The following is a 23591-nucleotide window of genomic DNA, read 5'->3' on the forward strand; positions in this document are numbered from 1 at the left end:
GCACATGCCCCCGTGAGGCAAGCAGCTCGGCCGGCGCGCCCTTCAACCCGTATCCCCACCCGCGACCGGCAGCACCGTACCCGTGATGTAGCTCGCCTCGTCCGATGCGAGGAACAGGATCGGCGCGATCTGCTCGTCGAGGCTGCCGTAGCGCTTGAAGTACGTCGATTCGGTCACCTGCCGCACGGCCTCGGCCATCCACGCCTGTTCCTGCTCGGTGTCGCCGGCCGCATTGCGCGGCACGCGGCGCGGCGGCGCGTTGGTGCCGCCCGGCGCGGTGGCGACGACGCGGATGCCGTGCTCCGCGTACTCCATCGCGAGCGCCGACGTCAACGCGTTCACGCCGCCCTTCGCCGCCGAGTACGGCACGCGGCGAATGCCGCGCGTCGCGTTCGACGAGACGTTGACGATCGTGCCGCCGCCGCGCGCGATCAGATGCGGCAGCACCGCATGGCACGCATAGAGCGTCGGCATCAGCGAGCGGCGGATTTCCGCGTCGATCTGCGCGGGCTCGAACTCGGCGAACGGCCGCATGCGGATCGCGCCGCCGACGCCGTTGATCAGGATGTCGATGCCGCCGAAGGCCTGCACCGCGCACGCCATCGCCGCATGCGCGCCTTCGTACGTCTCGAGATCCGCGACGAAGCCTGCCGTATCGCCGCCCGACGCCTGCGCGGCCACCTCGGCCACGAAATCCGCGCGATCGACAAACAGCACCTTGCCGCCCTCGGCCGCCGCGCGCAGTGCGACGCCGCGACCGATACCCTGCGCCGCGCCGGTGACGACGACGACCTTGCCGGAGAATCGTTGCATGGTCATGCCGCCTTTGCCGTGACGTTGGGGGTGAACTTCTCGTAGTGGAAGCTGTTCGGCTTCACGCCTGCGTCGTCGAAATACTGGCGCACCGCATCGACCATCGGCGGCGGCCCGCACAGATACACGTCGACGTCGCCGTCGTTCAGCGCGTCGGCCGGGATGTGTTGCGTGACCCAGCCCTTGCGCGGATGGCTCGACGCGGCGTCCGCGACGACCGTCGCGAAGCTGAAGTTCGGCAGCTTCGCCGCAAACGCTTCGATCGCTTCGACCAGCACGAGATCGAGATCGCGCGTGACGCCGTACACCAGGTGCACCTTCTGCTGCGACCCGCTGCGCGCGAGCACGTCGAGCATCGACAGGAACGGCGCGAGGCCCGTGCCGCCGGCGAGGAACAGCAGCGGCCGCTGTACGTCGCGCAGATAGAAGCTGCCGAGCGGCCCGTGCAGTTCGAGCGTGTCGCCCGGCCGCGCCGATTCGAGCCACGTGCTCATCACGCCGCCGGGAATCTTCTTGATCAGGAAGCCGACCTTCGCGTCGCCCGGCGCGGACGAGAACGAATACGAGCGGTGCTGGCCGCTGCCCGGCACGCCGATGTTCACGTACTGGCCCGGGAGAAACACCGGCGCGCTCGCGCCGACATCGAGCTCGAGCACGACGGCCGCATCGTTGTGCTGCTCGACTTTCGCCACCGTCGCGGCAAAGCTGCTCTGCCCGGTCTTGCAGGCGACCGACGACGTCGGCACCGCGATCACGCAATCGCCTTGCGGCACCATCTGGCACGTCAGCACGAGGCCGCCGTCCTTCTCGTCCTCGGTGAGCGCGTCGTCGATGTAATCGTCGCCGAGATCGTAGCGGCCGCTTTCGGCGCGGCACTTGCAGGTGCCGCACACGCCGTCGGAACAATCCATCGGCAGGTTGATCTTCGCGCGAAAGGCCGCGTCGAGCACTTTCTCGCCAGCCTTGCAGTCGATGAAGCGGGTGACCCCGTCCTCGAAATTCAGTGCAATCTTGTAGGTGGACATGACGTCGCCTCCCTTTCCTTCCTGTCGAAACGATCGGCGTCAGACGTGGTACACGTCGAGCACCTGCCGGATGTAGTCGTTCTTCAGCACGATCTTCTTGTTCGAGATCAGCAGCGCGTCGCCCACCTTGCGCAACGTGACGAATATCGTGCCGAAGAAGTGATCGGTCACGCGGTAACGGTGGTTCAGCGTGTGAAAGTTGTAGCGCACGTCCACCTCGCCATCGCGCTCGGCCAGCACCTCGACGTTCGTCACGTTGTGGCTGGTGCGCGGCTCGGGTGTCGATGCGCCGCTGCGCTCGGTCTTGATCCGGAACACGCGATCCTCTAGACCGCCGCGATCCGCGTAGTACATCAGCGAGATCTGGCTGGTCGGATCGTCGGTCGGGCGATCGTCGTCGTCCCACGCAGGCATCCAGTACGTGACGTCCTCGGCGTAACAGGTCAGCCACTCGTCCCACGCGCGATCGTCGAGCAGGCGCGCTTCGCGATACAGCGCCGCGCAAATCGTCCGGTAATCGAAGCTCATGCCGCCACCTCCCCGCGTTCCTTCTTCAGCGCATCGCGCATCACGTTCACCCAGTGTTCGTGCTGGCACACGAACAGCCCTTCGTCCTCGCTGCGCTCGCCGGAAATGCGCGGGTTCAGCCCCATCCTTCTCGCGTTCTCGTCCGGCCCGGCGATCCACAGCGGCGCGCCGCGCGACAGGTCGTTCCACATCGCCGTGATGCCCGCATAGCCTGCCTGGCACGCGCGGAACTCCTCGAGATCGTCGGCCGTGCCCATGCCGGTCACGTTGAAGAAATCCTCGTACTGGCGAATCCGCGTCGTGCGATCAGCTTCACTCTCGCCCTTCGGCGCGAAGCAGAAGATCGTGACCTCGGTCCTGTCGACGCCGAGCGGCCGCACCACGCGAATCTGCGTGCTGAACTGGTCCATCAGGAACACGTTCGGGTACACGCACAGGTTGCGCGTCTGGTTCACGATGAAATCGGCCCGCACGTCGCCGACGCGCGCACGGATTTCGTCGCGGTGCCGGTACACGGGCCGCACTTCCGGGTTCATCGTCCGGGTCCACAGCAGGATGTGGCCGTGGTCGAAGCCGTACACGCCCGCGACCGACTTGCTCCAGCTGTTCGCATCGACGGCCTTGGTGCCGTCTTCCTTGCGACGGCCCATCGTCGCCGCATAGTTCCAGTGCACGGTGCTGACGTGATAGCCGTCGCAGCCGTTCTCCATCTGCATCTTCCAGTTGCCTTCGTAGATGTAGGACGAGTTGCCGCGCAGCACTTCGAGCCCGTTCGGCGCCTGGTCGACGATCTGGTCGATGATCACGCGCGCTTCGCCGAGATAATCCTCGAGCGGCAGGACGTCCGCATTGAGGCTGCCGAACAGGAAGCCGCGATAGTTCGCGAAGCGCGCGACCTTCTTCAGGTCGTGGGAGCCGTGCGTGTTGAACTGCACCGGATACTCGGTCGTCTTCTCGTCCTTCACCTTCAGCAGCTTGCCGGTGTTCGAGAAGGTCCAGCCGTGGAACGGGCACGTGAAGCTGCCCTTGTTGCCGTGCTTGAGGCGGCACAGCATCGCGCCCTTGTGCGCACACGCATTGATGACCGCGTGCAGCTCGCCGGTCTTGTCGCGCGTGATGACGACCGGCTGGCGGCCGATCCACGTCGTGTAGTAATCGTTGTTGTCCGGAATCTGGCTTTCGTGCGCCAGATACACCCAGTTGCCCTCGAAGATGTGCTTCATCTCGAGCTCGTACAGTTCCGCGTTCGTGAAGATGTCGCGGCGGCAGCGGAAGATGCCGGCCTCCTTGTCATCCTGCACGGCGGTTTCGAGCAGGTGATCCAGTGTGTCGGTGTGGTCGATCGTGGCAGACATGATGGCTCCTTCCATGCGCGTGCCGCGTCCTGCAAGCACGCTCGCATCGGTATCGGTTGAATCTCGGGGGACCGGCCGGCAGCGGCGGCGCACGCGCGCCGCCCGAGCCGCCGGCGGTTATGCCGCGGCGGAAGCGCGCGGGCGTTCGACGATCTGGTTGTCCCGGCCCTGCACCAGCGGCGTCAACACGAAGTTGAACTCGATGTCCTGGTACGCATCGGCTTTCATGCCGAGCGCCGTGCCGCCGGTCCTGGCGACCACCGGCGGAATCAGCTCCTCGCGCGTCGCATACGCGAAGTCATCCCAGATCAGCGGATCGCCGTCGATGTTGAACTGCGTCGTCAGCTTGCGGTGACCGGGACCGTCGACGAAGAAGTGCACGTGCGCCGGGCGGTTGCCGTGGCGGCCGAGACGGTCGAGCAGTTGCTGCGTCGCGCCTTGCGGCGGGCAGCCGTAGCCGACCGGCATCAGCGTGCGGATTTCGTATTTGCCGTCCGCACCCGTCCTCACCGCGCCGCGCAGGTTGAAATCGCTCTGCGCACCCGTCGGGTCGAAGTGCGAGTAGAAGCCATGCGAGTTCGCGTGCCAGCACTCGACGAGCGCGCCGGCCACCGGCTTGCCGTCGAGGCCCGTGACCGTGCCGTGGATCACGAGCGGGCCTGCGCCGTCGTCGGCATCGAGGTCGATCTTCGCGACGCCTTCGCGCACCGGTGCGCCGGCCACGTACAGCGGCCCTTCGATCGTGCGCGGCGTGCCGCCGCTCAGCCCGATCGCTTCATCCTCGGCGTCCATCCGGATGTCGAGATATTTCTCAAGACCAAGGCCGGCCGCAAGCAGCGCTGCTTCGCCATCCTGACCAAGCTTGTTCAGGTAGTTCACGCCGGCCCAGACTTCGTCGGGCGTGATGTCGAGATCGTCGATCGCCTTGAACAGGTCGCCGAGCAGGCGCAGCACGATCTGCTGCGTGCGCGCGTCGCCCTTCGTGCCGTTCGCGCCCGCGTTCGACGCGGCCTTCAGCAGGTCCTGCACTTCCCGGGTATCGAAAACTTTGACGCTCATGATGCTGTCTCCACGTGTATTTGGGGGAATGACGGTCTTTGTCTGACTCGGTTACCGCACGACTTTCGTCAGCCCGTCGCGGGTGAAGCGCCTGACCTTGTCCTCGTCGAGCGCGATGCCGAGACCGGGGCCGTCCGGCACGGTCAGTTCGAAGTCGCTGTAGTCCAGCGGCTGCGTCAGGATTTCTTCGGTGATCAGCAGCGGCCCGAACAGCTCGGTGCCCCACTGCAGGTTCGCGACACTCGCGAACAGGTGCGCGGACGCCACCGTGCTGAACGCACCTTCGAGCATCGTGCCGCCGTACAGCTCGATGCCGGCCGCGTCCGCGATCGCGGCCACGCGCTGCGCGGCGAACAGGCCGCCGCTTTGTTCGATCTTGATCGCGAACACGTCCGCGCCGTGATGCTTCGCGATCTCGAACGCGCTGTCGGGGCCTTGCAGGATTTCATCGGCCATCAGCGCGACGGGGAAGCGGCGCATCAGGCGCGCCAGCGCCGCCGCGGACGCCACCGGCTGCTCGACCAGCTCGCAGCCCGCATCGGCGAGCGCCGGAATCGCGCGGGCGGCCTGCGTTTCGCTCCACGCCATGTTCACGTCGACGCGCACCGACGCGCGCTCGCCGAGCGCCTTCTTGATCTCGGCGACGTGGCGGATATCCGTTTCCGGCGCTTTCGCGCCGATCTTCAGCTTGAATACGTTGTGGCGGCGCAGGTCGAGCATCCGTTGTGCTTCGGCGATGTCGGTGGCCGTGTCGCCCGACGCGAGCGTCCACGCGACCGGCAGGCGATCGCGGCGACGCCCGCCGAGCAATTCGCTGACCGGCACGCCGAGCCGCTTGCCGTGCGCGTCGAGCAGCGCGGTTTCGAGCGCGCTCTTCGCGAAGTGGTTGACCTTCGCGAGCTTGCCGACGAACGCCATCAGCGTCTGGACGCGCGTCGCGTCCTTGCCGACGATCGCCGGCGCGAGGTACGCGTCGATCGCGAGCTTCATCGCTTCCGGGCTTTCCGGGCCGTAGGCCATCCCGGCGATCGTCGTGCCTTCGCCGATACCGATCGCGCCGTCGCTGCAGAACACCTTCACGAGCATCAGCGTCTGGCCGTGCATCGTGGCCACCGACAGCTTGTGCGGACGGATCGTCGGCAGATCGACGAGGCGGGTTTCGATGCGTTCGACGGTGGCGGAGGACATGGGGCACGCTGCGTGGGGGGAGTTCATGGGACGGATTTATACGCGGCGGGGAAATGGAGCGTCCAATACTTTTGGTCGGGATTTTTGATACCTAATGGGTATGGAAATCGCGGTCAACATGTGGAATATTGCGTTGCACCATACCTGATTTGGCTATGTATACGGGCTGGAAGGCTTGCTGGAGCGGGGTCGCGGGGGTGCGGGATATCGCTTGGTGGGGGCGCGACGCGGTTGCTTTCTGCAGCGGGAAAATCGGCTGGAATCGGCGGCCGGCCTAGGTCGATCAGGGTTTTCCTGATGGGAAAGCGGTGGAGCGGGACGCGCCGGCGTTCGGTTTCTTTGGTTTCGGTTTCTGCGAACGACAGGAAGGAAGTGGATAGGCGGGTATCGCTCTTCGTCGCCGATTCTGATCGTTCGTCAGAAGTCGACGGCAGCTATCGGCCACAAACGGTCGGTCGACTTCAACGTCCAGATCGTTGACAATTGCGTATAGGTCTTTGGCCACTCCCAGTCACGAAACCGTGTGAGGTGCCTAGTCATACATGAACTACCCTCCACTTGAACCTGGTGCTGTTTTCCAAACGGACTGGACAGAGCATCCTATTCGCGTGATCGCGTTTGATGCAGATACGGTCATGTATGACGCTTGGTGGCCGCACAAGCAAGCCTGGGGCATGGAGAGCCTGTCCGGCACCTTTAGCTACTACCGCGTGCGACGCACCTTGTTCTTGTCACGAGCGCATTATCTGCGAACCGATGAATACACTGAGCTCGAGGCTAGCATTCACAGGCCAGATCTTCCCTTGGCCTACGCGCAGCTCGAATCGTTGAACTGGTATGACCAAAGGCCCGATTCTCTATCGCAACTGGCTCAACAGATCGCCCAAGCACGAGGCCATCAAAACCCGAGTGATGATGCTTCGCTTCTAAAAACATCAGCGATCTACCTCGCGCCTTTCGGTCCAAAGGGCAGCCAGAAGCCGCCAACGGTATGCTATGCGCAGGACGGCTATGCGTTCAGTGAATCAGAAGTTCTATGGAACGCGTGGCAATTGCAGGCCCCGCACCTAGGTGATCGCCATCTCACGAGCGGCATCGGCATCTATCGTTTGGGGGTTCGGCGGCGCATCCCGACTTTCTATATCTGGGGTTCTTTGAGCCAGCTTAATGGAGGAACGCGTAGCTCGTAAGACATGGGAGCCACGATTGCTCCAGTCGCTGCTCTGCGTCCCGCGAACGGCTGCTTCCGGGATAGCCCGATGACTGCTTCGAGTCGGGTCCGGCCGACCGGAGTCGGGCAGATGTCGGCCATTTTGAGACGTTCGACATCGTGGTCTGGTTCGTCGACAATCCGCCTGGAGTTCAGGCTCCAGAGTCACGAGTGCTCCCAACTAGCGAACAATCGAATGGCGCAAGAATGACCTCGTATGCAGAAATATATTTGAAAGATTTTCACCGCCGCCGGGCAGGAGCAACGCGTCGAGCCTACGGTAATCGACCTGCACGATCTGCGCAGGCAGCATATCCCTCTTCCTATCACGCACTGGCGAATCGTGTACCGAATGAAGCGATGTCGCGGACTGTGCTCGATCTGGCATGTGGTGATGGGCCATTGCTGCAAATTCTGAACGACAGGGGACATGCAGCAACGAAGCTAATTGGCATAGACATCAGCGATGGCGAGTTAAGCGTGGCTCGGGGATTATTGCCGCACGAAATACGGTTGCTCAACGAGCGTGCACAAGAAATGTCGCTCGATAGCGGCTCGGTAGACTACGTGCTGTCGCACATGGCTCTCATGTTGATGGACGATATCGAACAAGTTGTTCGAGAGATTCGCCGGGTATTGTGTAACGGCGGCAGCTTTTCTGCTATCGTCGGGCGGAGCTTTTTGACTGGCAAGGTCGGCGAAGTCTTTTTGGACATCTTCAAGCCAATCGCGAAGGCTCAGCTTACGGAGTTGCGACTCGGTGACGCGCGCACACGCAGTGAAGCGGGTTGGCAAGAACTACTAAAGTCCGATTTTGTTGATGTGGCTTTTGAAGACATCGAAATCGACTGGACGCCTACACCCGAGCAGCTGTGGTTGGACATGCTGGATACCCATCGGCACAGTTGCTGATTTATGGCATGCGATCATTAGCTCCCCACCCCCAATCCAAGTCCAATGACCACGTTTCCAACCCTGTCAACTTCGCGGCTGTCATTGCGGGAGCTTTTGCCCGGCGACGCGCCATCGGTGTTTGCTGTCCATGGCGATGCCGAAGGCATGCGCTGGTTCGGTACTGACCCAATGACCGATATCGGGGAGGCCGAAAAACTGATTCAAGTATTCGCAGACTGGCGGCACAATAACTCTGGCGTCCGCTGGGCCATCGAGAGGCTTACAGATGGTCTTTTCCTCGGTACGTGCGGTCTCTTCCGATGGAATCGAAGTTGGCGAAGCTGCGTCGTCGGCTATGAACTGGCCCCGTTTGCGCGTGGCAACGGATATATGAAGGAAGCGCTTTCTGCTGCGATCGATTACGGTTTTGAAACTATGCAGATAAACCGCGTCGAAGCCCAGGTTCACGTTCAAAACGCATCCTCGATACACACGCTGGAGACGCTGGGCTTCCTCCGTGAAGGGTACCAGCGTCAGGCCGGGTACTGGCGTGGCTCGTATCATGATCTCCTACAGTTCTCGTTGTTACGTGAAGAATTCCGGCGTGGCATCTAGCAAACCGCTCACTGGCCGCAAGTCCGACAGTGAGCGGCCGCTTCGGAGCAAATCGGATGACCGTAACGGGTCGGCAACCGCCGCTCCGAAGAAGCATGAAGAGCGAACGTCTGGCTCGGCCCAGCTGCGCGCCGAGCCTTCAGACGCGGCATAGGCCGTACTGCACAACGATATCGGCGTGTCATCCGACAGCATGCGGCAAAGCCTCCCACAGCAACTGTTCAGTTTCCGCACACATAATCGCAAACACCTCCCAATCCACGCGCCCTCCGCGCGTGGGAAGAAACCCGGATAGCCCTGCCTCTCCACCCCCGCCTACCCTCCCGCGCATGCCGGCCAGCACCCAAGCAAAACCCCGCCCCGGCCGATCCGAATTTCCCAGGAGCGCAAATGGATAACAACACCCCCGCCCTATTCGACCCCGACGTCTGGCGCGGCAAGACCTTCACCGGACGCTGGCACACGAGCCCGCACGCGGCCGACGTGATCGAACCGGCGACCGGCAACACGCTCGGCCGCATCGGTCTTGCCGACGGCGCGGCCATCGCCGAAGCATCGGCCGCCGCCCACCGCACCCAGCCCGCATGGTTCGCCCTGCCCTACGACGAACGCGCAGCGGTCCTGCGCCGCGCGGCGGCCGTCGCGCAAACGCACTTCGACGCAATCGTCGACTGGCTCGTGCGCGAAAGCGGCTCGACGCGTGCGAAGGCGGCGTTCGAAACGTCGGTCACGATCAAGGCGCTCCACGAAGCAGCCGGGCTGCCATCACGCGCAGCCGGCGAAGTGCTGCCGTCCGCAGCCGGCCGGCTGTCGCTCGCGCGCCGCCGCCCGCGCGGCGTGGTCGGCGTGATCTCGCCGTTCAACTTCCCGCTGTACCTCGCGATGCGTGCGGTGGCATCCGCGCTCGCACTCGGCAACGCGGTCGTGCTCAAGCCCGATCCGCGCACCGCCGTATGCGGCGGCGTCGCGATCGCGCGCGTGTTCGAGCTCGCCGGCTTGCCCGAAGGCGTGCTGCACGTGCTGCCCGGCGACGGCGCGGCCGGCGCGGCGCTGGTCGCCGATCCGCACGTCGCGATGATCCAGTTCACCGGCTCCACCGCGGCCGGGCGCAAGGTCGGCGAAGCGGCGGGCCGTCACCTGAAGAAGGTGTCGCTCGAACTCGGCGGCAAGAACTCGCTGATCGTGCTCGACGATGCCGATCTCGACCGCGCGATCGCCAACACCGCATGGGGCGCGTACCTGCATCAAGGCCAGATCTGCATGGCGACCGGCCGCGTGCTCGTGCAGCGCGCGATTCACGATCGCTTCGTCGCGAAGCTCGTCGAGAAGGCCCGGAGCCTGCGCGTCGGCGACCCCGCCGCCGGCGACGTCGGCCTCGGCCCGCTGATCAACGCCGCGCAACGTGACCATGCCGCGAACCTGGTCGATGCGGCGCGCCGTGCGGGCGCACGCGTCGAGACGGGCGGCGGCCATCGCGGCCTGTTCTTCGAACCGACGGTACTGAGCGGCGTCGCGCCGGGTAATCCGGCATTCGACGAGGAGATTTTCGGGCCGGTGGCAGTCGTCGTGCCGTTCGATACCGACGAAGACGCGATCGCGCTCGCGAACCGGACCGAATACGGGCTGTCGATGGCGATCCTGTCGGCCGACGTCGGTCACGCGCTGCGGATCGGCGAGCGCTTGAACACGGGGCTGCTGCACATCAACGACCAGACCGTCAACGACGAGGCGATCAACCCGTTCGGCGGCGTCGGCGCGTCGGGCAATGGCTCGAGCATCGGCGGTGCGGCAAACTGGGAAGAATTCACGCAGTGGCAGTGGCTGACGATCAAGGGCGAAGCGCCGCTGTATCCGATTTGACGAGGAGACCGACCATGTACACCGAACACGATACACGCGCCGTCACCGCGGCCGTCGCGCGCGCCGCCGGCGCGCCGTTCTCGATCGAAGCGGCCCGGATCCGCGCGCCGCGCGGCGACGAGGTGCTGGTGCGCGTCGTCGCGACCGGCTTGTGCCATACCGACCTGATCGTGCGCGATCAGTACTATCCGGTGCCGCTGCCGGCCGTGCTCGGTCACGAAGGCGCCGGGGTGGTCGAGGCGGTCGGCCCGAACGTGAAGACGCTCGCCGCGGGCGATCACGTCGTGCTGACCTACGGCGCGTGCGGCCACTGCGCGTCGTGCGTCGGCGGTCACGGCGCGTATTGCCGGCAGTTCTTCGCGCTGAATTTCGGCGGCGCCGACGCCGATGGGCAAACCGCGATCCGGGACGAAGCCGGGCAACCGCTGCACGATCATTTCTTCGCGCAGTCGTCGTTCGCGAGCTACGCGCTCGCGCGCGAGAACAACGCGATCAAGGTGCCGAAGGAAGCGCCGCTCGAGCTGCTCGGCCCGCTCGGCTGCGGGATCCAGACCGGCGCCGGCGCGGTGATCCATTCGCTCGCGGTGCGCCCGGGCAGCAGCTTCGCGAGCTTCGGCGCGGGCGCGGTCGGCATGAGCGCCGTGATGGCCGCGCGCATCGCGGGCGCGACGACGATCATCGCCGTCGACATCGTGCCGTCGCGGCTCGCGCTGGCGCTCGAGCTGGGCGCGACGCACGCGATCGACAGTCGGGAAGTCGACGTCGTCGACGCGATCCGCGAGATCACCGGCGGCGGCGCCGACTTCGCGCTCGAATCGACCGGGCTGCCAGCCGTGCTGTCGCAAGGGATCGAAGCGCTCGGTTCGCGCGGCACGATGGGCGTGGTCGGCGCGCCGAAGCTCGGCACGAAGGCCGAATTCGACGTGAACAGCCTGCTGCTCGGCGGCCACACGATCCGCGGCATCGTCGAAGGCGACAGCGTGCCGCAGACGTTCATCCCGCAGCTCGTGCAACTGCACCTGCAAGGGCGGTTTCCGTTCGACCGGCTGGTGAAGTTCTATCCGCTCGACCAGATCAACCAGGCGGCGGCGGACAGCAGCGACGGGAGCACGCTCAAGCCGATCCTGCGTTTGCCGCACTAGGTGCGGGGCACCGCCGGCCGCCCGCCGACGCCGATCGGCGTCATGCGGCGGGCGCCCTTGCCGGGAACGAAAATACCCGGCTTCGGGCACCGGGCTATATTACGCATTCGCGCGACACGCCGGGCCGGCAACACCCGGCCCGGACATCGACCCCACTGGAGCGCAGCGTGAAGCCAGCCCCCGAATCCCTTTCTCGGCCAGTCGACCTCGACCGGCTCCGCGCCCGCTTCGCCGCGGGCGAGCCGCTGCCGGAAGCGGCCTTGCCGGCCAGCGTCGCGCGCTCGTGGGTGCGTTCGCGCGACGCCGGGCTGCGGCCGTGGCAAACCGCCCGCTACGAAATGCAGCGCGAGCTCGACGAATCGCGCGCGGACCGGCGGCTGACCCGCTGCGTCGCGCAGGAAATCGAGCCGCTGTGGGCCGCATTCGGCGGCAACGAATGGGCGATCATGTGCGTCAATCCGCACGGCACGATCGTCCATGTACGGCGCAGCCCGCAATGCGACGACGCGCTGCTCACGCCGATCGTCACTGGACGCCGGATCGTCGAACCGAACATCGGCACGACCGCCCCGAGCTGCGTGATCCACGACGGCGCCGAGACCGTCGTCGCGGGCGCGCAGCACTATCTCGACGCGTTTTCGCGGGTGTTCTGTCTCGCGGTGCCGCTGGTCGGCTTCGACGGCGAAGTGATCGGTGCGCTGGACATCACCGGCGTCGGCCGGCGCAATGTCGCGCAGTTGCGCGAGTCGTTCCGGCACGCGTCGCTGTCCGCCGAGCAGCGGCTCTATGCGATGCTGCGCGACTGCCATCTGCTGCAGGTTCAGCACGACGCGCGCTGGCTCGGCACGCCGCTCGCCGGCGTCGTCGCGCTCGACGCAGCGGGCCGCGTGCGCGCGGTGAGCCGGCTGGCGCGCCGCATGCTCGATCTCGCGCCGGAAGGGCCGCTCGGGCCGTACGATCTCCGGCAGCTGTTTCCCGGTGCGACGCCCGCGCAGCAGCGGCGCTTGCTGACGCCGTCGCGCACGCCGCAGCGGATCGCGCGCGACGACGGTAGCCACGTATGGGTGCGCACCGTGCGTGCGCCGCTCGATCGCGCGACGCTCGCGCGTCAGGCCGACGTGCTCGAAGACGCCGCGAATGTATGCAACGTAGCGCCGGCCGCCGGTCCGCAGGCGAGCCTGCACGAGCAGTCGCTCGATGCGATCCGCCGGGCGCTCGACGAGCACGACGGCAACGTGTCGGCGGCCGCGCGGCAACTCGGCATTTCGCGCACGACGCTGTACGCGAAACTTCGGCAGCTCGATACGGCGGGGATCCGGCCCGACGGGCCGCATCGGCGGTTCGGGACGAAGCCCTAAGCTGCTGCCCGCCGCTCATGCAGCCGCAACGCGAGCCATGCGATTCCGGCCGCGAAGATCGCGACCACGCCGCCGAAGGTGCCGATCCACGGCAGCCCGAAGTCGCCCGCGATATGGTTGCCGAGCAGCGCGCCAGCGCCGATGCCGACGTTGTACAGCCCGGAATAGATCGATACGGCCAGGTCGGTCGCCTCCGGCGCCAGCTTCAGCACCCACGCCTGCATCGCCAGCCCGAAACAGACGATCGCGCCGCCCCACGCCAGCGTGTGCACGGACAGCGTGACGATGTTCAGCGCGCACGGGAACAGGATCAGCAGGCAGCCCGACAGCGCGACGATCGACGCCAGCAGGAAATCGTCGGGACGGTGCGGATAGAGGCGATTGAAGCAGACCGCGGCCGGCAGGCCGGCAACGCCGAACAGGATCAGCACGTAAGTGATCCGGCTGCTGCTCGCATGGTTGACGCTCTGCACGAACGGTTCGATGTACGTGTACGACGTGAAGTGCGCGGACACGACGAGCACGGTGATCGCGTACAGCGCGACGAGCGCCGGCTTGCGCAGGAACACCCCGATGCTGCTCAGCGAGCCTGCGCCCTGGCTCGGCAGCAACGGCAACGTGGCGCGCAGCAGCAGCAACGCGACGCCCGCCGCGCCCGCGATGATCAGGAACGTGACGCGCCAGCCGAACGCCTCGCCGATCACGCGGCCGAGCGGAATCCCGGCCACCATCGCGATCGCCGAGCCCATCGCGAGCAGGCTGAGCGCACGGCTTTTGCGGTCGCTCGGCGCGAGCCGCACGGCGAGCGGGACCGAAATCGACCAGAACACCGCATGCGCGCATGCGATGCCGAGCCGGCCGATCATCAGCACCGTGAAATTCCACGCGACGCCGGTCACGACGTGGCTGCCGACGAACACCAGCAGCGCGACGCTCAACAGCTTGCGGCGCTCGACGTGACGCGTGACGAACGTCAGCGGCAGCGATACGACGGCAACGGCCCATGCGTAGACCGTCAGCATCAGGCCGACCGCGGTCGGCTGCATCTGCAGGCTGTCGCCGATCGCGCTCAGCAGCGCGACGGGCACGAATTCGGTGGTATTGAAGATGAAAGCGGCGAGTGCCAGGGCCAGAACGCCCCACCACGATTGTTCGGAACTGACGGCGTCGGGGGTTGCCATACGGGAATTCGGCGAAGGTTGGGTGCGCGGGCGGCCCGCCCGGCGCATCGGCGCGATTGTACCAGCGCTGTTCGACACGCTGCCGCGGGCGCGGCGCGTGCCACGCGGGACATGGCGGTGACACGGCTGCGCGCCGATAATGTAACGAACCGTGTTTTGCCGACGATTTGCCCGAACGCTACCGGGCCAGGAGATTCGCATGCGTATTGAAACGTCATTTCTGTTCGATCTCGACGGCACGCTCGTCGACAGCGTCTATCAGCACGTACTCGCGTGGAAAGAAGCGCTCGACGCCGAAGGCATCGAGCTGTCGGTATGGCGCATCCACCGCAAGATCGGGATGAGCGGCGGCCTGTTCCTGAATCAGTTGCTGCGCGAGACGGCCGGCGACATCGACGCGGCGCGCGTCGAGCGGCTCGCCCGGCTGCATGCGACCGCATACCAGCGCCTGCGCGCACAGGTCCGGCCGCTGCCGGGCGCGCGCGAGCTGCTGGCCGCGCTGTCGAATGCGGGCATCCGCTGGGCGATCGCGACCAGCGGGCGGATGGAAACCGCGGCGATCAATCTCGAGGCGCTCGGCGTCGATCCGGCGAAGAACGTGGTCGTCACGCGCGATCAGGTGAAGTATGCGAAGCCGGACCCGGACCTGTTCCTGACCGCTGCCGCGAAGCTGAACGTGCCGATCGAGCATACGGTGGTGGTCGGCGACAGCATCTGGGACATGCTCGCCGCCGCCCGCTGCCGCGCGCTCGGCGTCGGCCTGCTGTCGGGCGGGTATGGCAGCGACGAACTGGAACGCGCCGGTGCGCTGCGCGTGTACGACGATCCGGCGGACCTGCTGTGGCACCTCGACGAGGTGGCGGCGCGGCCCTGAGCGGCGGGCGGCGTGTCGACGTCGGCAACCGGCCCACCCGAGGGTGGGTGCAGCGATCGCATGCAAGTTTCCGGCAGCTTGCGTGGGCGACAAGCTCGACGTGAAGGCGCGGCCCGCCCGAACCGGCAGGCCGCGCGCATCGTCGTTACTGCTTCACCGGAGCGGCGATGCCGTCGATGTCGGGCGCCCAGCCGGTGGGGTTCGAGAATCGCAAGGTGTTGGCACTGCCCTGCTGGAACGTGCCGGTCACCGTCAGCGTCGATACATTCCCCCAGCCGCCCGTCGACGGGAACGATACCGTGACCGGCGTCGCGCCGTCGAAGCTGATCTGCGCGCTACGCGGCGCCCCATCGCCGTTCGCGTAGCTGACCGACACACTGTACGTCCCGCTCGCCGCCACGTTGATGCCGTTGATCGTCAGCGTGCCGTTGCTGGTTCCGTCGCCGTTGCCGATGTAGCCGACGTCCTGGCCGCCCGAGCAGCCGTTGCAGGACGCAACGCGCGCCGCACCGCCGAGCGTGTTGGCGGGCGCCTCGGCTTCGTACGCCAGCGGAGGCGGGGGCGGCAGTTTCACCGGCCCGGCCACCACGGCGACCGACGCGATCTCGGGCGCCGGCGTGGCACCGTCGAGGCTCGACAGCGTCAACGTGTTCAGCCCCGACTTCAACCCGACGTATACCGTCACGGTGCCAACGGACGCGCCGGCAGGCGGAAACGCCACCGTCGTCGGATTGCCGCCGTTCACGCCGAGCTGCGCTTTGGCGGTTTCCGGCCCGGCATTCAGGTAAGCGATCCGGACGAAGCCGCCGACCGTCGACGACGCGACGTTGCTGAACGTCACCGTGCCCAGCCCTGTGACCTTCCTGCCGCTCGCGCAATCGATGCAATGCGCATACGCGGCGCCCCCCGACAGCGTGCTCGGCAGGAACGTGGACGACGGCGCGTCCTTGCCGCGTAGCACCAGCATCACGGTGCCTCCGGCCGGAATGCTCGCGACCGTATAGGCGTCGGCGGCCGTGCCGAGATTCTTGTGCGCCCAGACATCGCGCACCGTGGCCCGGGTGCCCGCAGCCAGCCCCAGTTGCTTCCACGTCACCGTCATCGGGCTCGCCGTGGCGCCGTTGTTGAGCAGCAGGACCGCACGCCTTCCGCTGCCGGCCAGCAGCTTCGCCCAGATCTGCTGCCCGTTGGCGTCCGCGACCTTCAATCCCTGCAGTCCCAGCGCATCCTGGTCGATCGCGATCAGTTCGGGGTTGGTGAGCAGGGTCACGCTGTCGCTCGAAAGCGGCTTCGACAGATCGTTGCCGAGGATCATCGGCGCGCCGGCGATCGCCCATAGATTCACGTGGGCGAGATCGTTCGCCGCCGTCATGCCCATGCCGGCAACCATCATGTCGGGATCGTTGTAGTAGCCGGTGTGCTGCCCTTCCGGATGATAGTTTCCGTTGAAGTTGCCCAGCACCGAGCTGAATTTCGGAACGCCGCTTCCGGGGCCGTAGATGTCCCCCGTCGTACGCCACGACGTGGCGATCCCCGCGCCCCAGGCCCACGGCCCCAACCCTGCATCGGGATAACCGCTCTTGCCCAACGTGCCCCAGTCGCACATGTTCAGCACCAGCAGCTTTCCGGTAGCGGCGTAGGCTTTCTGAATGGCCTGCGAGATGGCCGTATACGCTTGCTGCGGATCGTATCCGGCCGCGCTGCCGCCGCACCAGTCGACCTTGACGAAGTCGTAGCCCCATTGAGCGAACTGCAGGAAATCGTGATCGTAGTGCGCGTAATCGCTGCCGACGAAGTGCACGCCGTTCGTGCTGCCGCAGCCCTGCGGCCCGGAGTCGATATAGATGCCCGCCTTCAGCCCCTTGCCGTGAATGTAGTCGGCCATCGCCTTCATGCCGCCCGGCCACTGGTTGGTGGGATTGCCGTTCATGTCGACGTTGATGATGAAGTTGCCGTTCGCGTCGCGCTTTCGGGAAGTCCACCAGCCTTCGTCGATATTCACATACTGGTATTTGTTGCCCGACGCAATGCTTTCGTTCAGCTTGGCCAACCCGTCCGCTTGCGCCTTGATCGTATCGAAACTGACATCTTCCGCGAGGCTGTTCCATGACGACCAGCCCATCGGCGGAGGATTCACGGCGATCTGCTTTCGCGCGGCCGGTGTCGCGTCCGTCGTCGTGCCACCGTCGGACGTCGCGGCCGTCCCAGTACCGCCGGCTCCGGTAGCCGCCATCGCGACGCTGCTACTGACGGAGGCGGGGCTCGTATCGTCACCGCCGCACCCGGATATCACGCCGGCCGCCAGCAGCATGCCGACCGTCAATATTCCTAACTTATTTTTCAAATTCATCTGCGTCTCCAGATTATTTGAGTGGCGCGTACCCGTGTGCGCGGCACGCGTTCGCAGATTAGTGAGTTCCTTGGCGTTTATTCAATCTTTGCGACGCGCGGCCAGATACTGGGATCATTTCCACGATCAAGCCGAAAGATGCAATTATTTAACCGATTCAATCAATTTCGGTTGATAGTCTCATGCTGCCGGACCGCTCCCACCGGCGTGGATAGCGTCGTCTTGCTGTCCGATCCTGTCGATGCATGAGCCGAGCAGCCGGGTCGCGGCGTGCGACGATCTCGCCAGCAACCCGCTTATCGCGTCGACATGCCCCGCAGGCCCTGCGTCTCGATTTCTGCGCGGATCGCGACTATCGCATGCTCCTGCACCATCGCAAATGCGCCCTTGATCGCGTACACATTCCGCAGAATTGCTTCGGTATCCTTATTCGCTATCGCGGCGCGCGTCTGGACAATCGCGTTCATCCAGACGTTGACGGTCAAGGCGATTTATATGAGACCAAAAAGATGACCTCGGTGAGGCGTGGAGGCGGCTAAGCGGACAAATGCACGGGATTGAAGGTTGGCACGTGAACCGGGATTCGAGGTTTGTGCGCTGAATGTCGAGAACGATCGGAGGCACATGGTCGAGCATCGAACGTACGTCGGGGCCTCCAGCACGGTGATCCTGAGATACATTGCGAATGACGCAGCGACCACGACCCACGTCATGCGCTATTCATAGTTTCAGCCGGCAACCATGCCGAAGCGATAGACCTTTCCACGACGACCCATCGAAGTCGTGCGCGTCGCGCTTCATCGCCATGTCGCCTTCCAGGATGGACGGCCGGACTGCGCAACGACCTCTGCTGCAACGACTGATCGCAGTGTTGTCACAAGTTCCACGGCACGCATTCAGGCGTCACGCGTCACACCGTCCGCCTGACCAGCATCGTCCGGATCTCCGAAATCGCCTTCGTCGGATTCAGCCCCTTCGGACACACGTCCGTGCAGTTCATGATCGTCCGGCAGCGGAACAACCGGTACGGATCCTCGAGATCGTCGAGCCGCTCGGCCGTCGCCAGATCGCGCGAATCGGCGATGAAGCGGTACGCCTGCAGCAGCCCGGCCGGCCCGACGAACTTGTCCGGGTTCCACCAGTAGCTCGGGCACGACGTCGAACAGCACGCGCACAGGATGCATTCGTACAACCCGTCGAGCTGGTCGCGCTCTTCCGGCGATTGCAGCCGCTCGCGCGCGGGCGGCGTCGTGTCGTTGATCAGGTATGGCCGGATCGAGTGGTACTGGTTGAAGAAGTCGGTCATGTCGACGATCAGGTCGCGCACCACCGGCAGCCCCGGCAGCGGCCGCAGCACGATCTCGCGCGGCAGCGTCTGCATGTTGGTCAGGCACGCGAGGCCGTTCTTGCCGTTGATGTTCATCGCGTCCGAGCCGCAGATCCCCTCGCGGCACGAGCGCCGGTACGCGAGCGTCTCGTCGTCGCGCTTCACGCGGCCGAGCACGTCGAGCAGCATGCGGTCGGCCGGGTCCACGTCGATCTCGTAGCGCTGCAGGTACGGCTGCGCGTCGCGATCGGGATCGTAGCGGTAGATATGCAGGGTGCGCGGATTGCTCATCGGTTCCTCCCGGCGCGGGGCCGGCATGGGTTCACGTCACGGGGTGCTGCGGGGTGGCGTTGCGGCGCACGGCGCCGCAAGGGCCATGCCGGTCAATCGTCGTCCACGCGCTTGTCGACCAGATAGCGGCCGCGCTCGACGCCCGCGCGCAGCGCCTCGACCTCGGTCAGCCATTCGGGGCCGGCGGCCTCCGGTACAGCCAGTTCGATGCGCGCGCCGGCGGCGTACACCTGTACCTCGTCGCGCCACGCGCCTCGCTCGTTGGGCCGCGCCCATACGAGGATTTCGTGACCGCGATACGGGTCCCGAACCTGTGCGTCCTGTTGATGTGCCACGGTGGCCTCCTGTCTTATCTGCGATGGCGATGCAAAAAATGCGCGCCGGCGGCGCGCCACGCACGCCGTCGGCCTCGTGCGCACGCGCCGTGCCCGGCCGGCACGCCGCTTGCGTCCCATTTCCGCATCGAAGCGCAACGGGCCCGCATCGCGCAGGGCCGGAAAGGATGCACATCATGATCGGCCACCTCGAATTACTCGGACGCCTGCTGCTGGCCGCGCTGCTCGGCAGCGTGATCGGGCTCGAACGCGAGCGCCTGAACTGGGCCGCCGGGCTGCGCACGCACATGCTCGTGTGCGTGGGCGCCGCGCTCGTGATGCTGGTGTCGACGTTCGGCTTCGAGGACGTGCGCGGGCAAAACGGCGTCGTGCTCGATCCGTCGCGGGTCGCCGCGCAGGTGGTGTCCGGCATCGGCTTTCTGGGCGCGGGCTCGATCCTGCTGCGCGGCGAAATGGTGCGCGGGCTGACGACGGCCGCAAGCCTGTGGGCGGTGGCCGGCGTCGGGCTCGCCGCGGGCGGCGGCATGGTGGTTGCGTCGATCGGCGCAACCGCGATCGTGCTCGCGATCCTCGCGGGCGTGAAGCCGCTCGAGCGCCGCTTCATCGCGCAGCGCCAGCAGCGCACGCTGCTGCTCGTGGCCGAGCGCGGCGGCCTGACGCTCGGCACGCTGCACGAAGCGCTCGGCCCCGGCCGCGTGCGCGTGAAACGGTTCATCGTCCAGCAGTCGGACGACGATCCGGACACCGACGACATCTCCGTCTCGTTCTCGCGCACGAGCGGGCCGGAATTCGCGGCGATCTGCGAGACGCTGCGAAACATCGCGTGCGTACGGACCTGTCGACCCGACACCTCGTCAAGGAGTTTCGCGTGACCCAGACCGACCTGCTCTCCTATCTCGTGACGAGCCAACTGGCCGCGCGCATGCGCAGCGGGGCCTGGCTCACGACCGGCCAGCTGGTCGGCGCATTGCGCGCGTGGCTCGCGTGCCGCCACGCCGAATGCGACTGGCTGGACCGGATCAGGATCGCGCACGCGTCGGCGACGATCGCGCAGGAGATCTACGAGATCGCGCTCGCGCACGGCGATCCGCACAGCGGCGAACGCGTGCGGATCGACGCGGATTCGCCGGAACTGCAGGCGCTGCGCGCACGCTGCGATGCGCTGTTGCAGTGGCTCGACGGCGACCGGGACGTCGGCGCCCGATGATCGTGCCGGATCGCATCGCCCGCGCCGACGACCGCCGGCTCGACGCCGCGCCGGCGGACGGCGCGCTGCAGCACGGCCTGCTCGAGCGCGGGCGCAACTGCGAAGCGATCCGCGGCGCGGACCGCTTCGCGATGCTGGTCGACGGCGACGCGTACTTCTCGACGCTGCGCGCGGCGCTGCTGCGCGCACGCCATACGGTGTTCATCGTCGGCTGGGACGTGGACAGCCGGATGCGGCTCGCGCCGGGCGGCGCCGACGACACGTTGCCCGACACGCTCGCGGCCTTTCTGCACGCGCTCGCATCCACCCGCCACAACCTGCGCATCTACGTGCTCGCGTGGGACTTTGCGATGATCTACGCGCTGGAGCGCGACTGGCCGCCCGTGTATCGGGCCGGCTGGCGCGCGCATCGCGGCATCCGGTTCCGGCTCGACGATGCGCATCCGCGCGGCGCGTCGCATCACCAGAAGCTGGTCGTGATCGACGACCGGCTCGCGTTCGTCGGCGGCCTCGACCTGACGCGCGCCCGCTGGGACACGCCCGCGCATGCGGCCGACGACCCGCGCCGCCGCGACGAGCACGGCATGCCGTACGGGCCGTTCCACGACGTGCACGCGATGTTCGACGGCGACGCCGCCGCCGCGATCGGCGAACAGGCGCGCTCCCGCTGGCTGCAGGCATGCGGGCGCCCGATCGCGATCCGCGCGCGGCGCCATCTCGACCGGGCGGACGACGACGACCCGTGGCCGCCCGATGCGCGCGTCGACGTGCGCGACGTGCGGCTCGGCATCGCCTATACGGCGCCGCGCCACGGCGGCCGCGAGCCGGTACGGCAGGTGCGCGCGCTCATCGAGGATGGGATCCGCGCCGCACGGCGGCACCTGTATGTCGAAAACCAGTACTTCACCGCGGCGGTCGTGCGCGAGGCGTTGTCCGCGCGCCTTGCCGACGCGCACGGGCCGGACGTGACGGTCGTCGCGCCGCGCGTGCAGAGCGGCTGGCTGCAGGAAGCGACGATGGGCGTGCTGCGCGCGCGGCTGCACGCGACGCTCGCGGCGGCCGACCGCTTCGACCGCTACCGGCTGCTGTATCCGCACGTCGACGGGCTCGGCGACGCGTGCGTGAACGTGCACAGCAAGGTTGCGATCGTCGACGACGAATGCATCGTGATCGGCAGCGCGAACCTGAACAACCGCTCGATGCTGCTCGATACCGAATGCTGCATCGCGCTCGTCGCGGCCGGCGACGCACGCATTCGCGGCGCGATCGCCCGCCTGCGCGAGCGGCTGCTGGCCGAGCATCTCGGCACGACGCCCGATGCGGTGGCCGACGCGTTCGCGTGCGGAGAGCGGCCGAACGTCGTACTCGACCGGCTGCGCGCGAAGCCGGGCCGCACGCTGCGCACGCTCGACCCGGCCGTGTCGCCGCAATTCGAGGCGCTCGTGCCGGTCAGCGCCCGGCTCGACCCCGAGCAGCCGATCGAGCCGGACCGGTTCGTCCGCGAATTCGTTCCGCACGAGCAGCATCGCTCGCTCACCGCGCGCTTTTTCGTACTGGGGGCGATCGTGCTGGCCATCGCCGCACTGGCGCTCGCGTGGCGCTTCACGCCGCTGGGCGCGCACCTGAACGTCGCGTCGCTGTCGCGCGCGGTGGCCGGCATCGCGCGGCTTCCGGCCGCGCCGGCGCTGCTGCTCGCGGCCTACGTGGTCGCGGCGACCTTCGCGGTGCCGATCACGCTGCTGATCGCCGCGACGGGGCTCGTGTTCGGCGCGTGGCCGGGCTTCGCGTACGCGGGGCTCGGCTCGATGGCGGCCGCCGCGGCGACCTACGCGCTCGGCCGCTGGCTCGGGCGCGACGCGGTGCGCCGGCTCGCCGGCCCGCGCGCGAACCGGCTGAGCGAGCACATCGGCCGGCGCGGCGTGGTCGCGATGGCCGTGCTGCGGCTGCTGCCGATCGCGCCGTTCACCGTCGTGAACCTCGTCGCCGGCGCGTCGCACATCGGGCTGCGCGACTTCCTCGTCGGCACCGCGCTCGGGATGCTGCCCGGCATCGTGCTGACCGTCACGTTCGCGCACCAGTTGACCGCCGCGCTCAGCCATCCCGGACCGGGCGCGTTCGCGTGGCTCGCGGCGATCGGCCTCGCGCTCGTCGGCGTGTCGATCCTGCTCGTGAGGGTGCTGCGACGATGGCGCTGAGCACGCACGCGGCCCCGCCGCCGCAGGTCGTCACCGCCGACGCGGCGCCCGTCGCCGCGCCGGGCGGGCGCGACCTGCGGATCGCGACCTACAACATCCGCGGCGGCTACGGCGTGTGGCACGCGCGCGCGGCCGACCGGATCGCGGCGGTGATCGACGAACTCGACGCGGACGTGATCGCGCTGCAGGAAGTACCGCTCGGCGGCACGCGCGCGCCGGACGTGCTCGCGCACCTGCGCGACGCGACCGGCATGCACGCGGTGGCCGGCCCGACGATCGACACGCCCGAGCGCCGCTACGGCAACGCGGTGCTGTCGCGCTGCCCGATCCGCGCGGCGCGCACGCTCGACCTGTCGTTCCACCCGCGCGAACCGCGCGGCGCGCTCGACGCCGACATCGACTGCAGTGCCGGCACGATCCGCGTGGTCGCGACCCATCTCGGGCTGTCGGCCAGCGAGCGCAGCGCGCAGGTGCAGCGGCTGCTCGCGGCGTTCGACACGGGCACGATGCCGGTGATCCTGCTCGGCGACATCAACGAATGGTTCGTGCGCGGCCGCGCGCTGCAGGCGCTCGTCACGCGGTTCCGGCGCGCGCCTGCGCCGCGCACGTTCCCGACCGTGTGCCCGGTGTTCTCGCTGGACCGGATCTGGATCCACCCGGGCGAGTTGCTGGTGGACGTGGTCGTGCATCGCAGCGCGCGGGCACGGCACGCGTCCGATCACTACCCGCTGGTGGCCCGGATGCGCGCGACGCCCGCGACGGGCACGGCGCTTGCGCGGTGAGC

Annotated in this window: 22 protein-coding genes; 11 read left to right on the forward strand and 11 right to left on the reverse strand. The window is 67.0% G+C overall.

Annotation, left to right across the window (positions count from 1 at the left end; genetic code table 11):
* Positions 1-42: 42 nt before the first annotated feature.
* The 6 genes from benD to WT97_RS30735 form a co-directional block, all read right to left on the reverse strand.
* Positions 43-819: a benzoate diol dehydrogenase BenD gene (benD, locus tag WT97_RS30710; protein WP_060355002.1), complete on the reverse strand. Its 777-nt coding sequence runs from the start codon at positions 817-819 to the stop codon at positions 43-45.
* Positions 816-1838 (reverse strand): benzoate 1,2-dioxygenase electron transfer component BenC, encoded by a 1023-nt coding sequence (gene benC / locus WT97_RS30715; protein ID WP_060355003.1) that lies wholly within the window; start codon positions 1836-1838, stop codon positions 816-818. The genes benD and benC overlap by 4 nt, the downstream gene beginning before the upstream one ends.
* A gap of 39 nt (positions 1839-1877) precedes the next feature.
* Positions 1878-2366, reverse strand: a complete 489-nt coding sequence (gene benB, locus WT97_RS30720; RefSeq protein ID WP_060355004.1) for a benzoate 1,2-dioxygenase small subunit — start codon at positions 2364-2366, stop codon at positions 1878-1880.
* On the reverse strand, positions 2363-3721 hold the full coding sequence (locus WT97_RS30725; protein WP_060355048.1) for a Rieske 2Fe-2S domain-containing protein: 1359 nt from the start codon (positions 3719-3721) through the stop codon (positions 2363-2365). Before WT97_RS30725 ends, benB begins: the two co-directional genes overlap by 4 nt.
* 117 nt (positions 3722-3838) lie before the next feature.
* Positions 3839-4780 carry a catechol 1,2-dioxygenase gene (gene catA, locus WT97_RS30730; protein WP_060355005.1) on the reverse strand — a complete coding sequence of 314 codons (942 nt, stop codon included), beginning with the start codon at positions 4778-4780 and terminating at the stop codon, positions 3839-3841.
* 51 nt (positions 4781-4831) lie between these two features.
* Entirely contained in the window at positions 4832-5968 is a 1137-nt protein-coding gene (locus WT97_RS30735) for a muconate/chloromuconate family cycloisomerase (protein WP_060355006.1), read from the reverse strand.
* Positions 5969-6510: 542 nt separating this feature from the next.
* Between WT97_RS30735 and WT97_RS34415 the strand changes: the two genes are divergently transcribed.
* The 6 genes from WT97_RS34415 (at position 6511) to WT97_RS30760 (ending at position 13047) form a co-directional block, all read left to right on the forward strand.
* Positions 6511-7158, forward strand: a complete 648-nt coding sequence (locus tag WT97_RS34415; RefSeq protein ID WP_156440343.1) for a hypothetical protein — start codon at positions 6511-6513, stop codon at positions 7156-7158.
* 227 nt (positions 7159-7385) lie between these two features.
* A complete protein-coding gene (locus WT97_RS30740) occupies positions 7386-8090 on the forward strand; it encodes a class I SAM-dependent methyltransferase (protein ID WP_257128581.1) in 705 nt (234 codons plus the stop codon).
* A 45-nt stretch (positions 8091-8135) separates the two neighbouring features.
* Positions 8136-8687, forward strand: coding sequence for a GNAT family N-acetyltransferase (locus tag WT97_RS30745; protein WP_060355007.1), 552 nt, complete (start codon positions 8136-8138; stop codon positions 8685-8687).
* Between the two features lie 390 nt (positions 8688-9077).
* Positions 9078-10547, forward strand: coding sequence for a benzaldehyde dehydrogenase (locus tag WT97_RS30750; protein ID WP_060355008.1), 1470 nt, complete (start codon positions 9078-9080; stop codon positions 10545-10547).
* Positions 10548-10561: 14 nt separating this feature from the next.
* Entirely contained in the window at positions 10562-11689 is a 1128-nt protein-coding gene (locus WT97_RS30755) for an NAD(P)-dependent alcohol dehydrogenase (protein WP_059794194.1), read from the forward strand.
* Between the two features lie 167 nt (positions 11690-11856).
* Positions 11857-13047 (forward strand): helix-turn-helix domain-containing protein, encoded by a 1191-nt coding sequence (locus WT97_RS30760; RefSeq protein ID WP_257128582.1) that lies wholly within the window; start codon positions 11857-11859, stop codon positions 13045-13047.
* Here WT97_RS30760 and WT97_RS30765 read toward each other — a convergent pair.
* Positions 13044-14228, reverse strand: coding sequence for a sugar transporter (locus WT97_RS30765; RefSeq protein ID WP_060355009.1), 1185 nt, complete (start codon positions 14226-14228; stop codon positions 13044-13046). The two genes, WT97_RS30760 and WT97_RS30765, sit on opposite strands and share 4 nt — an antisense overlap.
* Positions 14229-14427: 199 nt before the next feature.
* On the opposite strand from WT97_RS30765, the gene WT97_RS30770 reads away from it, so the two are divergent.
* Positions 14428-15102 (forward strand): HAD family hydrolase, encoded by a 675-nt coding sequence (locus tag WT97_RS30770; protein ID WP_060355010.1) that lies wholly within the window; start codon positions 14428-14430, stop codon positions 15100-15102.
* Between the two features lie 145 nt (positions 15103-15247).
* Here the strand turns inward: WT97_RS30770 and WT97_RS30775 are convergent, their stop codons facing one another.
* The 4 genes from WT97_RS30775 to WT97_RS30790 form a co-directional block, all read right to left on the reverse strand.
* Positions 15248-17452 carry an alpha-galactosidase gene (locus WT97_RS30775; RefSeq protein ID WP_257128583.1) on the reverse strand — a complete coding sequence of 735 codons (2205 nt, stop codon included), beginning with the start codon at positions 17450-17452 and terminating at the stop codon, positions 15248-15250.
* A gap of 296 nt (positions 17453-17748) precedes the next feature.
* Positions 17749-17937: an Hpt domain-containing protein gene (locus WT97_RS30780; RefSeq protein ID WP_060355011.1), complete on the reverse strand. Its 189-nt coding sequence runs from the start codon at positions 17935-17937 to the stop codon at positions 17749-17751.
* A 425-nt stretch (positions 17938-18362) separates the two neighbouring features.
* A complete protein-coding gene (locus tag WT97_RS30785) occupies positions 18363-19070 on the reverse strand; it encodes a succinate dehydrogenase/fumarate reductase iron-sulfur subunit (protein ID WP_060355012.1) in 708 nt (235 codons plus the stop codon).
* Positions 19071-19162: 92 nt separating this feature from the next.
* Positions 19163-19405, reverse strand: a complete 243-nt coding sequence (locus WT97_RS30790) for a DUF6566 family protein (RefSeq protein WP_034209223.1) — start codon at positions 19403-19405, stop codon at positions 19163-19165.
* 176 nt (positions 19406-19581) lie between these two features.
* On the opposite strand from WT97_RS30790, the gene WT97_RS30795 reads away from it, so the two are divergent.
* From WT97_RS30795 to WT97_RS30810, 4 genes are read left to right on the forward strand one after another with little or no spacing between them, the layout of a single operon-like run.
* Positions 19582-20277 carry an MgtC/SapB family protein gene (locus WT97_RS30795; protein WP_060355051.1) on the forward strand — a complete coding sequence of 232 codons (696 nt, stop codon included), beginning with the start codon at positions 19582-19584 and terminating at the stop codon, positions 20275-20277.
* A complete protein-coding gene (locus tag WT97_RS30800) occupies positions 20274-20612 on the forward strand; it encodes a hypothetical protein (RefSeq protein WP_060355013.1) in 339 nt (112 codons plus the stop codon). Before WT97_RS30795 ends, WT97_RS30800 begins: the two co-directional genes overlap by 4 nt.
* Entirely contained in the window at positions 20609-22807 is a 2199-nt protein-coding gene (locus tag WT97_RS30805; protein WP_060355014.1) for a VTT domain-containing protein, read from the forward strand. The genes WT97_RS30800 and WT97_RS30805 overlap by 4 nt, the downstream gene beginning before the upstream one ends.
* On the forward strand, positions 22798-23589 hold the full coding sequence (locus WT97_RS30810) for an endonuclease/exonuclease/phosphatase family protein (protein ID WP_060355015.1): 792 nt from the start codon (positions 22798-22800) through the stop codon (positions 23587-23589). Before WT97_RS30805 ends, WT97_RS30810 begins: the two co-directional genes overlap by 10 nt.
* The last annotated feature ends 2 nt before the right edge of the window (positions 23590-23591 follow it).

Source organism: Burkholderia sp. MSMB1459WGS, from assembly GCF_001534535.1.
Taxonomy (GTDB): Bacteria; Pseudomonadota; Gammaproteobacteria; order Burkholderiales; family Burkholderiaceae; genus Burkholderia.